At 63.4% G+C, this 13255-nt stretch carries 10 protein-coding genes; 9 read left to right on the top strand and 1 reads right to left on the bottom strand.

Annotated features, from left to right (window positions below; genetic code table 11):
* Positions 1-525: 525 nt before the first annotated feature.
* Positions 526-1173 carry a hypothetical protein gene (locus ACPDIT_RS08000; protein ID WP_423442676.1) on the top strand — a complete coding sequence of 216 codons (648 nt, stop codon included), beginning with the start codon at positions 526-528 and terminating at the stop codon, positions 1171-1173.
* An 849-nt stretch (positions 1174-2022) separates the two neighbouring features.
* On the opposite strand, the gene ACPDIT_RS07995 is transcribed toward ACPDIT_RS08000, so the two are convergent.
* Entirely contained in the window at positions 2023-2721 is a 699-nt protein-coding gene (locus ACPDIT_RS07995) for a VPDSG-CTERM sorting domain-containing protein (RefSeq protein WP_423442675.1), read from the bottom strand.
* Positions 2722-3917: 1196 nt separating this feature from the next.
* On the opposite strand from ACPDIT_RS07995, the gene ACPDIT_RS07990 reads away from it, so the two are divergent.
* The 8 genes from ACPDIT_RS07990 (at position 3918) to ACPDIT_RS07955 (ending at position 13243) form a co-directional block, all read left to right on the top strand.
* Positions 3918-4862: a ribose-phosphate diphosphokinase gene (locus ACPDIT_RS07990; RefSeq protein WP_423442674.1), complete on the top strand. Its 945-nt coding sequence runs from the start codon at positions 3918-3920 to the stop codon at positions 4860-4862.
* Between the two features lie 26 nt (positions 4863-4888).
* Positions 4889-5629, top strand: coding sequence for a 50S ribosomal protein L25 (locus tag ACPDIT_RS07985; protein WP_423442673.1), 741 nt, complete (start codon positions 4889-4891; stop codon positions 5627-5629).
* 54 nt (positions 5630-5683) lie between these two features.
* Positions 5684-6292: an aminoacyl-tRNA hydrolase gene (pth, locus tag ACPDIT_RS07980; RefSeq protein WP_423442672.1), complete on the top strand. Its 609-nt coding sequence runs from the start codon at positions 5684-5686 to the stop codon at positions 6290-6292.
* Positions 6289-6594, top strand: a complete 306-nt coding sequence (gene rpsF, locus ACPDIT_RS07975) for a 30S ribosomal protein S6 (protein ID WP_423442671.1) — start codon at positions 6289-6291, stop codon at positions 6592-6594. Before pth ends, rpsF begins: the two co-directional genes overlap by 4 nt.
* Positions 6595-6614: 20 nt before the next feature.
* Positions 6615-7040, top strand: a complete 426-nt coding sequence (ssb, locus tag ACPDIT_RS07970) for a single-stranded DNA-binding protein (protein WP_423442670.1) — start codon at positions 6615-6617, stop codon at positions 7038-7040.
* 33 nt (positions 7041-7073) lie between these two features.
* Positions 7074-7682, top strand: coding sequence for a 50S ribosomal protein L9 (gene rplI, locus ACPDIT_RS07965; RefSeq protein WP_423442669.1), 609 nt, complete (start codon positions 7074-7076; stop codon positions 7680-7682).
* Between the two features lie 632 nt (positions 7683-8314).
* Positions 8315-9655: a hypothetical protein gene (locus ACPDIT_RS07960; RefSeq protein WP_423442668.1), complete on the top strand. Its 1341-nt coding sequence runs from the start codon at positions 8315-8317 to the stop codon at positions 9653-9655.
* Positions 9656-9811: 156 nt separating this feature from the next.
* Positions 9812-13243, top strand: coding sequence for a S41 family peptidase (locus tag ACPDIT_RS07955; RefSeq protein ID WP_423442667.1), 3432 nt, complete (start codon positions 9812-9814; stop codon positions 13241-13243).
* Positions 13244-13255 lie beyond the last annotated feature (12 nt).

Below are 13255 nucleotides of genomic sequence, written 5' to 3'. Positions count from 1 at the left end.
TTGCCGGAAAGCCGTTTTGCCAGGAAAAGACATGGGGGCTCTCGAGAGAATCGAAGCACGTTTTCGGGAAACCCCTTTTTTCGACCGCTCGCTCACGCGCAGGTCCACCGGTCCCAAAGAAGCCCGGAGCAGTCCAAAAACCGCGACACTCGGGTTCTGAGGGCGCAGCCCCCGGCCCGCAGGCCGGCGAAATACAGGAATGGAAAACGCCAAGTTCTTGCTGGTCAATAGCTTGCCAGGATGACTCCAGGGGAATCGGCATGCTTCGGAATCACCGCCGGCCCGAAGCGCTTCCCACCATCGTTGCTTCTCGCGCTGAGGCCGCATGCCGCTGCGGCATCCACGGCCGATGAGGATTCGGGCCACCGACCCGGCGACAGTCGTCCCATCAGGACTGGCACCGTGCAAAAGCAGCCACGGCGGCGGGCTCATCCAGAGTCTCCCGAGCCGCCGGTAAAAAGAATCGTGGCCTGAAAAAACTGTTGACTGCCGCATGGGCTCTGCTAAAAAAGCCGCAGCGATGCCATGAAAATCACGGCTCTTCTGAAAGCGACGGCGCTCGCAGCAGCTCTCTGTGCACCCCAATTGCGCGCGGGGATCGTGATTGCAGACAACCTGAATCAAGATTTTGCCGCCTCTGTGGAACTTGACCCAACTACCTTTTGGGCGGCGCAGTCATTCTTCAGCGGGAGTTATGGTGCACTGGCAGCGGTTCATTTAAACCTCTACAGTGACACGGAAGGCCAGTACAACGTTGAGCTATGGAACGCTTCGGGCGCCGGGGGCAGACCGGGGTCAATGGTGGCCGTGCTGGCTGGCGGGCTCAGCAATCCAATAACCGACAACGAGGATAACGTCGTTAGCATCACCGGCCTCAATGTGCCGATCACCAAACTGCGGCATTACTATATCGTTGTTAAGCCGCTCAGCGGGTCCATTCACTGGGGTTACACGGAGTCCACATCGGGAACCGGATTCCCGAGCCGGTTTTCCTATTATGATGTTGGCGGGGGGAATTGGAGCGAACCTTCATTATCAGATCCCCAACGCATGATGGTCGAGGCTGTTCCCGAGGCTTCTACCTGGCTGGCCGGCGCATTTGCCGGTCTCGCTCTGGCGGGTGGTTGGGCGCGCAGGAAATGGCAGGCCCGCCAGGCCCGGTCTCTCAATTAGCTGGTTTTGATCGCTTCTCCTCGGGGGATGGCCCGGCGCCATCCCCCGTTCGTTTTTCCTCGGTCCAGCCCGGGGCCCTTAAAGAGTGTACCATCCCAGCCGCTGCTACGCTTGGTGCACGCAGCGTTCCACCTCGAGCGCGGCCCGGAATTGGAACTGTTCGAGCAGGCCGCAAAGTTGGTGGTTCTGCTGCAAATCCACGCCGGACATCGTGTTCGGTGCTCGAGAGAGCTCAATTCAGCCGGAGCCTGTCCTCCGAAGGACGTTACCGGCCCAGACTGCTCGGGCTCGCAGCCAGGCCCGAACCCTGCAAAAACTGAATCCCGGGGCGACGTGCGGGCACCACGGTAAACGCGCGCGGTCGGACTCGGTCACGAGCCGGTCGCAGGTGGAGCTCAAGCCATGCCGAGACAGGTCTCCAAGCGAAGCTGATCGCCCGAGGCGCCCTGTGACGAATGTTCATCCAACACCGCAATGCACCCTTCGACGGCCTGTTTCAAGTTTGGAAAGTAGTGCAGCACGGGCCGGTGGCTTTGGACGGGAGATCGACAGGGCTGTGGCCTCGCACAGGAAGGCCTGTTCCGCGACGAATGGCACACCATTGTCGCATCGCGCCCTCGCCGCGATCCAGTGGACTTGCGGCGTTGGTGATCTGCAGAGTCGGTCGACGGCAAACGGCGTCGCTGCCGGGCCTCTGGTAAAGTCCGCCCATACAGTCGGTACATCGGCAGAAGTCAGGGAGCGAATCCACAGTTTCAGAAGAAGGCAGAAGCGGCTCACCCCGTCCGAGCGAGCCGCTTCGGTAAAAAAAAAGCCGCCCGCTTTACAGGCGGGCGGCAGCGGAGCGCGTTACCGTGACCGTCGCCAAATCTGCAGGCCGATCAAACTCAACCCCAGCAGTACCGCAGTGGTCCCCCCATCGGGCATTTGGTGCCGAGGAGTGTAGGGCAACCCACCGCCAGTAATGCCGCCCCCCGGCAGAGGGGGGTCGCCAAGCTGACGGTACCGATCAAACCATACCGCGGCATAAGGCCCGTCCACGGGAGCCAAGGGTGAAATGAACCCAAAGCCGTCCGCAGACGGTTCATACTGATTCTCGGCGAAAAACGCGTTATACCCGGTTGGCACAATGCGCTTGTTCCTGCTGATCCCGCGAATCAGTTCAGCATCGTACCACTGAAGAACGTACAAGGCATCGAAAGGGTTCTCCACCCCGTACAGATTAACATATTCTTCGGCGCTCAGGATTTGCCAATCCCATGTGGGCGGTGCAGTAATTGCCGTTACGACACCCGGCGAGTCCAAGGGGATCTCCCAACCGATGATTTGGGGCCAGACCCACATCTTGCGATTGCCAGGATCCCTCTGGCGTTCGGAGTCGTTCCAGACGACATAGCTGTAATGATAAAAGCCGTTCCCCAAGTCAGTCACGACAGTCTCGACTCGGGACAGGCGCACGATCTCGGGTGGGGCCATCACAGCTGCCTGCGCTGTGATCAAGCCGGCGGTAAACATCAGGCCGCTCAGGGCTCTCAAGTTCTTTTTCATGGCCACCTTTCCTTTCCAAACTTTTCGGTTCACGGTTTCGCGCTTTTCTTCAGCTGAAACCATCATGAGCTGATTTCATGCCAACGCGGCATATCAATCGTAAGTAATTGTACATTAGAATGTTACGGATTTGCTGTGGAAAGCGGCAGCCAACAGATGTGTAAGGAAAAGATTACACTTTTCCCCACCGAATCCGTAGTTGACCCGATGGCGGCCATGCATCCGATTGTCTTGTAACCAGTTACCGCAATCTCAGCCAACCCACCAAAAGTGTAAACCTGGCCGACGGGTTGTCGGAAAACCAAACACTTTGCGTGGCCCGAACCCCGGCCAAATTGGCTGTGGTGGACTTCGGACGGCCAGCCCTGCCGAGCCCGAGGAATTGCCAAGCGCGCGCAGGAGCATCTGTCGGGCCGCGAACTGAGCGCGCTCGAAGTAGCGGTCTCCGATGTCGAACCGACGCATCTCTCGAGTCTTTCATCTCGGAATCTCGAGGCCGGGAAACCTTGCAGACTCCAATACGCCACCCGCCGTGCCGATGCAGCCCCCCTTTCCCGGCCGCCCTTTGCGCGACGGTTCGGTCCCGGGTTTTGCTCCGCGGAGGCGAGGAGAACGGCCACTCCCAGCCCCCTGGCCATGACATCCATCTCTCGAAGGGGAAGGGCCTCTCGCCCATGGGTGGGCGACCGAACCCGGGCTTTGGAGCCAACTCAACACCCGCCAAACGGCGGCCCCAACAGGTCGGGGTCGCCGGCTGCACGCCACAGCCAGCCGGGCCGATCGAGACGGTCACCGTCGCCTCCACTGACTCCCAAGAAATCCGGAAGCAGCCGCTCGAGACGCCCGATTTCGACGGAGGGACCCGAACCGGCCATTGCCCGACCCCGACCGACCCGCGGTCACGGTGGGCGCACGGCTTTGGAGCCCCCGGATTCAAGAACCCGGGTGCAATGCCCTTTACCCTCGGTTTTCTCATGCCGAGGGGACGCCCGGAATTGCGCCGGGCTTTTTGGGGCACGTCCGCAACCTGCAATACGGCCGACGGCAGACCGGTCCGAAGATGCCACTTGCACGGACCATGGATCCTGGTAAAGTGGAAGCCGCCTTTACCACCGAGGATCGGTGGCTTTTTGTTTTGAGCCGCTCGGTTTGCAAGCCTCCGAGCGCGAAACCCGGCATCAGGACAACACGGTTACGTGAAGGTTTTCAGCGGCACGGCCAACGAGCCCCTGGCTCGGGCAATCTGTCAGTACATCGGGATCGAACTGGGAAAGGCCACCATCCGGCCTTTTCCGGACGGGGAGACGTTTGTCAAGATCGAGGAGAACGTCCGCGGTCAGGACGTGTTCGTGGTGCAGCCCACTTCGCCGCCCACGAACCACAACCTGATGGAGTTGTTCATCATGATGGACGCGTTGCGGCGGGCCAGCGCGCAACGCATCACGGCGGTCGTGCCCTTCTACGGCTACGCCCGACAGGACCGCAAAGATCAGCCGCGGGTGCCCATTACTGCCAAGCTCGTGGCCAACCTGATGGTTGCGGCCGGGGCCAATCGGCTGTTGACGATGGACCTGCATGCCCAGCAGATCCAGGGCTTTTTTGACATCCCCGTGGATCATCTGTATGCGGCGCCGGTCATGTACGCCTACCTGCGCCAGAAGAACATTCCCAACCTGGTGGTGGTGAGCCCGGACGTGGGGGGCCTGAAGATGGCCTATGCCTACGCCCAGACCCTGGAGGCCGGGCTGGCCATCGTGGCCAAGCGCCGCCGCAGCGCCACCGAGGTGGAATCGCTGGCCGTCATCGGCGAGGTCCGCGGGAAGAACTGCTTGTTGGTGGACGATCTGACCGAGACGGCCGGTACGTTGGTGCAGGCGGCCGAGCTGCTCAAGCGCAAGGGGGCCCGCCAGATCCTGGCCTGCGTGTCCCACGCCATCCTGAACGATCAGGCCATCGAGCGGCTCCGCAACTCCGAGATTGACGAACTGATCACAACTGATACCGTGCTGCGTCCGGTCATCACCGGCGTGAACATCACCACGCTGTCGGTGGCCGGACTCTTGGGCGAGGCGATCAAGCGCATCCACAACAACGAATCGGTCAACTCGCTCTTCGAGTTCAAGGGCGGGCGTACCAGTTGAACGCCCCCGAGACCTGAGACACTGAAATGAAAGCCGTACCGCTGAAAGCAGTTCCGCGCAATGAAACGCGTCGCAGCGGCACCCGCCGCGTGCGGGCTTCCGGGCACGTGCCCGCTGTCATTTACGGCCGGCACACCCGGCCGCAAACCCTCCAAGTGCCGCGGCGCGAACTGGAGAATCTTTTGCACCACACCGCCTCGGACAACATTTTGGTCGACCTCACCGTCGAGGGCGACGCCCGGCCGCAACGGCTGGCGCTTCTGCAGGACATCCAGCGTCACCCCTTGACGGGCGCCATCCTGCACGTCGATTTCCACGAGGTGGCCGAGACCGAAAAGGTGACCGTGTACGTGCCGGTCGAGACCGTGGGCGAGGCCGTGGGGGTCAAGACCGGCGGCGGCATCCTCGAACACGTGCTGTTCCGGGTCAAGGTGCGTGCCCTGCCCAAGGATTTGCCCGAACAGATCGTGGTGGACGTGACGAACCTTCAGGCCGGCCAGACGATTCATCTGGGCGAATTGCCGGTGCCGCCGGGCGTGGAGATCCTGGGGGAGAAATCCGCCCCGGTCATCACGATCGCCGTGCCGAAGGTGGAGGCGGAAGAAGCCGCGGCCGCAGCCGCTCCGGTGGAAGCCGGCGCCGTCGAGATGATCAAGGAAAAGAAGGAAGAAGCTGCCGCCGAGCCGGCCGAGAAAAAGGCTGCGCCGGAACCCGCCGAGAAAAAGCCTGCGGCGGAGAAGAAACCCGCAGCCGAAAAGAAGAAATAGCCCCGTCGCCGATGGCACCGCGGCGCCCAACCGTCTCTGTAGCCCGGCCTGTCCATGGAATCCTGGTATCTGGTGGCCGGATTGGGCAATCCGGGACCCGCGTACGAACGCACCCGGCACAACGCGGGGTTTCTCGTGGCCGAGCGGTTGGCGCAGCGGTGGCAGGCCAAGTGGACCTGGGAACGGGCCTTCGAGGCGAGGCTGGCGCGGGTCCCGCGCGGCCCCAACCGGGTCTTGCTCTGTCAGCCCCAAACCTATATGAATGCCAGCGGCCGGTCCGTGGCCGCCGTCGCCCGGTACCATCAAATTCCCGTCGACCGGGTCCTCATTGTGGTGGACGACGCGGATTTGCCGCTGGGGCAAATTCGCATGCGCCCCGGGGGCGGCACGGGTGGCCATCACGGACTGGAGTCGGTCACGGCGCATCTGGGGACCACCGCGTTCCCCAGGCTGCGCATTGGGATCGGACGCCAGCCCGGTGCGCGAGAGATCACCGACTACGTCCTGGGCCGATTCAGCCCCGACGAATGGGAACGACTGCAGAAGGTGCTCGAAAAGGCGGCGGACCAGATCGAGTGCTGGCTGGACTTCGGATTGCAATTGGCGATGAACCGATATAACGGATGGGTCGAACGCCCAGCCGAAAGGACAGACGAGACGTGAGACGATACGAAGGACTCTTCATCCTCAACACGGCCGGTCGCGAAGAAGGCATCAAGGAGGCCATCGACCGGATCACGGCCGAAATCACCCAGGCGGGTGGCCGCGTCGAAACCATTCAGAAAATGGATCGCCGCAGCTTCGCCCGCGTGGCCAACAAGAAGGTCACCTCGGGCTTCTACGTGAACTTTATTTTCGAGGCGCCGCCAGAGGCGCTGGCCCAGCTGCGCAACCGGTTCGCCCTGAACGAGGAGATCTTCCGCGTCATGTTCACGCTGGCACCGCCCGTCAAAGCCGCCGCCTGACCACTGAAAGGAGGTGCGCGATGGCCAATTTCAACAAAGTCATCCTGGCCGGGAACCTGACCCGGGACCCGGAACTGCGCTACACGCCCAAGGGCACCGCCGTCGCGCGCCTGGGTTTGGCTATCAACCGCCGTTGGCGCACCGAAACCGGGGAATTGAAGGACGAGACCACCTTCGTGGACGTGGACGCCTTCGGCAAAACCGCGGAAACCATCGCCCAATACCTCAAGAAGGGGCGGTCCGTGCTGATCGAAGGACGCCTGCGCTACGACACCTGGGAGGACAAGCAAACCGGGCAGAAACGCTCCAAGCTGAGCGTCGTGCTGGAAAGTTTTTCGTTTTTGGATTCCGGGCGCGCCGAGAACGCCAATGCCGGCGCCGGCAAACCGGCCCCCGAGCCGGTCGAACCCGAGCCGCTGCCCCCGGAAGACGATGTACCTTTTTGAGCCCTCAACCCGGGGTTTTTCGGAGTTTTCTTTATGGCCAAGATGCAAGTCATTCTCACCAGCAATATCGTCGGCCTGGGCGCCGAATCCGACCAGGTCACCGTGGCCGCCGGCTACGCACGGAACTACTTGTTCCCGCGCGGCCTGGCCATCCCTCTGACCGCCGCAAACAAGCGGCGGCTGGAAGTACTGCGGCAGCGCCGTGCCGAACGCGAGGCCCAGGAGTACAACACGATGTGCGAACTGGCCCGCTCCCTCGCCAAACTCGTTTGTGTCATCACCGTCAAGACGGGCGAGGATGGCAAGCTGTTCGGCAGCGTCACCAACGGGACCATCGCCGACGCACTGAAGACCCAGTTCGACGTGGTGCTGGACAAGAAGCAGATCCATCTCGAGCACCCCATCAAGAGCCTCGGGGAATACGAGGTGGAGCTGCGGCTGCACCCGGAAGTCAAGGGCACGCTCAAGGTGCGCGTGGAGAGCAGCAATCCGCCTCCCGCGGCCGAGACTGCAGCCGCACCAGCCCCGGCCGAGCCAAAGACCGAGAAACGGGCCGGCGCACGCCGATCTGGCGAAGCAGCGGCAGAATCCGCTGCCCCGGAAACCGACAAAGCCTCGAAAAAATCTGCCAAGAAGGCCTAGCCCGGCAGGCGAAGGTTTTCCCCACGCCCGTTTGGAAAACCACGCCGGTTTGCCGAGCGGCCGTGAAGCGGCATCGGGCACGGCCGGATCGACCGGCTTTCTGAGGCTTGCGCAAGCAGGCTGGCGCCGAAGAACAGCCGGCCCGTTGTGCAGGGTCGGCGCATTGAAGCGGATCGGGCTCTGCGCTCCGGCGCTCAGGATGCATTCAACGGCTCTGCCCGGGCCGACGGGCCGGCAGCTCTTGGCCGGGCCGTGGCGCGCCCTCGAGCCTGCGGGGCGGCGTCGGACACTTGGCGAATGGGGGAATCCGGGGTCACTTCTGCCCGGGCGATTCGAATCCCCGGACTCATACTTCGCCGAGGAATTTTTCTCAGGGACCCTCCCCCAGACACGACCCGCATCGAGCCGGAGATGTCCCGGGTGGGCCTTTACGCCCGTAGTGCTCACTTGACGAGCCGGACCCTTGGATCACGCCCCTGAGTGGAGTTCCACACGCGTTTGCGGAACGAGCGAACGGGTAAGACCCGCAGGGCCTTTCCTCCTGCCGGAACATCCAGAGGCGTTGCGGTTGGCGGGACGGCACTCCGGACTGGCCCTTGAAGGCGCCCCTTTACAGACTGGGGGCGCGAGGCATGCATCGTCTGGACGCGCAACAACTGGTGGCCCTGGGAGCCCCCCACAAGGGCGGCGCCCAACAGATCGAGGAATGGCTGCGAGGCTTGCTCAAAGGCGGGACCGTGCGGCTGCAGGATGGAGTCGTGGAATTGCGCGGCAGCCAGCCCGTGGTGACGACGTTGGGCGATTTGAAGCGGGCCTGTGGGGTGGCGGTGGAAACCGTGAAACAGGGCTTGCGGCCGCTGGAGCTGGACCATTACGTCCTGTTGGTCGATGGTGTTCACACGCGCCTGTTGGGCCCGCCCCGGTTCCGCGTCAGCCTTTCCCGGGAGAACATTTCCGGCAGCGTCGGCCGCGCCATCCAGGTCTCGCCCATGGATGGCCTGAATCCCCTGGAGAGTGTGGATTACGACCAATTGTACCGGGGCGGCCGGGTCCGATGTCGAAAATCGCTACTCACCGTCGAACCAGTGACCCTCTCCTGGTCTGCCCGGTTGCGGCTGGCCGATGGAAAGGAACGGGTGTTGGCGCCCGACACCCCGCTGGTACTGGCCGCCGGCAGCCGTGTCGCGTGGGAAGGACATCAGGGATTGCTCGAATCCGATTTGGAGGTGCGGAGCACCTCGGGCCGGGAGGTGCGCACCGCGCGGCCCGGTCAGCTCATCACCCGCAATGGTCAGAGCCTGCCCTTGCGGACCGGAGTCCGGCTGCAGTTGGAATCGAGCAACCTGGTCCGGCTCGGGACCGGCCAAACCGGGCTGCTCGAGGTGGAATCGCGAGCCCAACTGGAGAGCGGCGAGGTGATCGATTGGGGTTGCGACAGCACCTGGCTGGGCCGTTTCATGGACGGGGTCCCGCTGGTGCTGCTGCGCCGGGCCGTGGTGGCCGAGCTGGAAGGCATTGTGGCCGAGACCTGTGCCGGCGTGGGCGGCGAGAGCGGCGAGGTTTGGCGGCTGCTGCTCGGAGTGCACGACTGTTTCCTCGACGCGTCGATTCCCTTCCGCGCCGGTCGTTGTTCCATGCACCGCTCCGCGCAGCACCTCCTCCGTTGCCTGCGCGCCTTTCAGGACACCACCTCGCTCCGCGAGGAAATGGAGCGCCAGTACGGATACACCGTGCACACGGCCGATGTACGCGTTTCTCCCACCCGCTTCGCCAGCGGTCCCCTGCGCGATCTCCTGCGCCGGCTTGCGGGAGACCCGAACCTGAATTCCGAACTGCTCACGGTGGGCCACAAGGTCCCCTGCTGGACGCAGCTGGGTGCCTATTACGCCAAGGGTCAGGCCTGGCCGTGGGAGGTCACCCGCGAGATCTACTTCACCTTCGTGGACGTTCATTACCAGCAGCCGGGGCCATGAGGGTTCGGCCAGTTCCAACGAACGGATGCGCCCCCGAATTCCGCTGCCGCCCGGAGGCCTGCGGAGACCCCCCGCATTTCCGGGCTTGGTTTTTCCCCTTTGCCTGACGCACATTCAGGCCCGTCTTGTATGCTGCACCTTGGATTGGTCCTCACCGTGCTCGCCACCGCGAGCGTTGCGTTCACCCCGCTCCGCGCCGCTGACGATCCGCCGCGCGCGCTCGACGCGCGGATGATGCGGCAGCCGGATGTCTCGGCCACGCACATTGTGTTCGTGTATGCCGGCGACATCTGGCTGGTACCGAAGAGCGGAGGCGAAGCCGTCCGACTCAGCTCGCCGCGGGGTGAAGAGTCCTTCCCCAAATTCTCTCCCGACGGCAGCCAAATCGCTTTTAGCGGCAACTACGACGGCAACCTGGACATCTACGTCATGCCGGTGTCCGGCGGCCTGCCCCGACGCGTCACCCATCACGGCGCGCCGGATCGCATGGTGGATTGGTACCCGGACGGCAAGCACCTCCTCTACGCCACCACCATGACCAGCTACAAAGATCGGTTCAACCAGCTTTACAAAGTTCCCGCCGAAGGGGGCCTGCCGGAGAAACTTCCCGTGCCCTACGGCGAATTCGGCGCGATCGGGCCGGACGGTCGCACCCTTGCCTACCACCCCATCAGCGTGGATTTCCGCACCTGGAAGCGATACCGGGGCGGGATGAATCCCGACATCTGGCTTTTCGATCTTGCAACGTACAAGGCGCGCAATCTGACACGATCCGACGCCTCAGAATCCATCCCCATGTGGCACGGCCAAACGCTGTACTTCCTGTCCGATCGCGGCCCCGACAAACGCTTCAACATATGGGCCTATGACTTCGGCCGGGACCGCTTCCGCCAGGTCACGTTTTTCAAGGAATTCGACGTGCGGTTCCCCAGCATCGGCCCGGGGGACATCGTCTTCGAATGCGGCGGGCGCCTGTACCTGCTGGATTTGCGCACGGAGCAAACCCGCGAAGTCCCCGTTACGGTCCGCACCGACCGCGCCACCCTCAAGCCGCGCGCCCAAAACGTCTCCAACTTCATTCAAAATGCCGCGCCCTCGCCCTCCGGCAAACGCGCTCTGTTCGAGGCCCGCGGCGAGATCTTTTCCGTGCCGGCCGAGCACGGCGTCATCCGCAACCTCACCCGCAATTCCGGGTCTGCCGAGCGATTCCCCGCCTGGTCTCCTGACGGCCGCTGGATTGCCTGCTTCAGCGATCGCACCGGCGAATATGAGCTCACCCTCCTGCCTGCCGAGCCCGGCCCCGGCACCAATGCCGAACCGCGCACGCTGACCCGGCTCGGCCCCGGGTTCCGCTACCAACCCCAGTGGTCGCCGGATTCGAAAAAGATCCTCTGGATCGATCAGGCCATGAAGATCTGGGTGTACGATTTCGACACCCGGACCAACCGCTGCATCGACCAGCAAATGTGGATGTACCACGGCGCGCTCCAGCGCTTCCGCGTGAGCTGGTCCCCCGACAGCCGTTGGATCGCTTACGCCGCCGACTGCGAAAACCGGCAAACCGCCATTGTCCTCTACGACTATCAAAACCACCGCCGCCATCAGGTCACCAGCGGCTTCTACAACGACGACCTCCCCGTGTTCGATCCCGACGGCAAATACCTGTTCTTCCGCACCACGCGGCATTTTGCCCCGTTGTACAGCGAACTGGACAACACCTGGATTTACGCCAACGGCGCCCGGCTGGCCGCCGTGCCGCTGCGGAAGGACGTCCCCTCCCCGGTGGGGCCTCGCAACGACGAGGAACCCGTCAAAGAAAAGGAGGCTGACAAGCCCAAGGACGGCGACAAACCGAAGGAGGACAAGTCCGGGGGGACCGGGATGGATCCCGCCGGGGTCTCCGAAGAACTCGCGCCGGTTGCCGCCGGCCTTGTCCTCGCCGACACGAACACACCCCCGGCCGAGAGCGCCGGCTCCGGCACCACCAACGCGGCGCCCGCTGCAGCGAAAAAGCCCGACACCGCTCCGGGCAAGGCGCCCAAACCCGTCGAAATCGATTTGGAGGGATTCGAATCGCGCGTCGTACTCCTGCCCACCAAACCGGGTCGTTACGACGACCTGGCCGCGGTGTCCGGCAAGTTGATCTACCGGTGGCTCCCCCGCTTGGGCAGCGATGCCACCGCCAGCCCGATCGAGTACTACGACCTGGAAAAACGCGAAACCAAACGGATCCTCGACGACGCGGACGATCTCCAACTGACCGCGGACCGCTCCAGGCTGCTAGTGCGCAAGGGCAACAACTACGCCTTCATCGAGCCGAAGGAAAACCAGCGCATGGACAAACGGCTGGCCACCGATCGGCTCGAGGCCACCATCGATCCCGTGGCCGAGTGGCGTCAGATCTTCAACGACGCCTGGCGGCTGCAACGCGACTATTTCTACGATCCCAACCTCCACGGCGTGGACTGGACCGCCATGCGCGAACGGTACGGCCGCTTGCTGGAGGACGCCGTGACACGATGGGACGTCAACTACATCATCGGGGAACTGATTGCCGAACTGAACGCCTCGCACACCTACCGGAGTGGAGGCGACACGGAGCGTCCCCCGGAACGGGGCGTGGGCTATCTGGGCTGTGACTTTGTCCTGACCAACGGGGCGTATCAAATCGCCCGGATCCTGGAAGCTGCCCCGTGGGACGTGGAAGTGCGCTCGCCTTTGCGCGAGCCCGGTGTCACCAACGTGCAGGTCGGAGATTACCTTCTCGCCGTCAACGGAGAACCTCTCGACCCCGCCAAGGATCCCTGGGCCGCGTTCCAAGGCCTGGCCGGGCAACCGGTGCTTCTCACCGTCAACGACAAGCCCGTGTTCGAAGGCGCCCGGCAGGTCCTGGTGCAAACCCTCGATCTGGCACAAGAGTCGCGTCTCCGTCACCTGGCCTGGATCCACGAGAACCGGCTTCGCGTGGAAAAACTCAGCGGCGGCCGCATCGGGTACATTTACGTCCCCGACACGGGCCAGAACGGCCAAACCGAGCTGGTGCGCCAGTGGCGCGGGCAGATTACCAAGGAGGGCCTGATCATTGACGAGCGCTTCAACAGCGGCGGCCAGATTCCCGATCGCTTCGTGGAACTGCTGAACCGACCCCTCCGCAATTTCTGGGGCGTGCGCGACGGACGCGACTGGGCCTGGCCGCCCGTGGCCCATTTCGGTCCCAAGGCCATGCTCATCAACGGCTGGAGCGGCTCCGGGGGCGACTGTTTCCCCTACTATTTCAAGCAGTCGGGCCTTGGGCCGCTGATCGGTCAGCGCACCTGGGGCGGCCTGATCGGCATCACCGGCGCGCCGCCCCTGGTCGACGGCGGCTCCGTCACGGTTCCCACCTTCGGCATCTACAGCAAGACCGGGGAGTGGATCATCGAGGGCTACGGTGTGGACCCGGATATCGAAGTGGTGGACGATCCGGGAGAAATGGCCCGGGGCGGCGATCCGCAACTGGAACGGGCTGTGCAAGAAGTCCTGAAGGCGCTCAAGCAGAACCCACCGCCCAGGATTCAAAAGCCGCCCTACCCCAACCGGGCCTCCTGAGCCGACACACCC

The organism is Limisphaera sp. VF-2, assembly GCF_049537125.1.
Classification (GTDB): Bacteria; Verrucomicrobiota; Verrucomicrobiia; order Limisphaerales; family Limisphaeraceae; genus Limisphaera.
The sequence above is the reverse complement of the archived record's forward strand: the minus strand, read 5'-3'. Positions and strand labels throughout refer to the sequence as shown.